The organism is Streptococcus sp. GMD4S, assembly GCF_000296955.1.
Window position 1 is genome coordinate 1 of record NZ_AJRE01000373.1, and the last position, 636, is coordinate 636.

Below are 636 nucleotides of genomic sequence, written 5' to 3' on the forward strand. Positions count from 1 at the left end.
AACCTGTCATCGAACTAGCCTTGACTTTTCGACGGTTATACTTTTCTCGAACCCCATAGTTATACTCTTCGATTTCAATCGTATCCCCCGACACATTTGATACCCAGGCCACGTGCCCATAATAACCTTCTGTCGACCAAGCAATAGCCCCAACTTCTGGCTTAGTATCCACACGGTAGCCTTCTCGCCTTGCACGATGTCCCCATTCATTTGCATTTCCATAGGCAGGAGGAATCTCAAAGCCATTTACACTACTCAAACGAAAGGCCGCAAAAGAGGTACACTGGCGAGAATACATCCGCCACTGATCGATTTCAACACTACCATTTTTGTAGTGAAGCGGATAGTCATCTCCACGCGCTACACTATCGGCCTGAACTGATTCTCCACCAAACAAAAAGGTACTTGTAACAAACAAAGTAGCCAGCCCTAAACCCAACTGAGTATATCTACTCTTCTTAACTCCTGATTTAAAAAACGTCATTCATTCTCCTTAATAATATAAATTTCCGAGGTTACCCTCGTTTATACTATTCGGGAGAAAAAGAAAAAAAGTGAGCAAAGCTCACTTCATTTTAGGATTCTTAGTCTAGATAGCGAATCAAGTTCTTTTCTGTCAAGATATCTGAGTAGGTG

The 636-nt window shown here is 42.3% G+C and carries 1 protein-coding gene; it reads right to left on the reverse strand.

Translation table 11 applies throughout. The features are described from left to right. Positions 1 to 484 (reverse strand): CHAP domain-containing protein (locus tag GMD4S_RS09985; protein WP_000142561.1); only part of this gene is annotated, 484 nt, incomplete at its 3' end. Positions 485 to 636 lie beyond the last annotated feature (152 nt).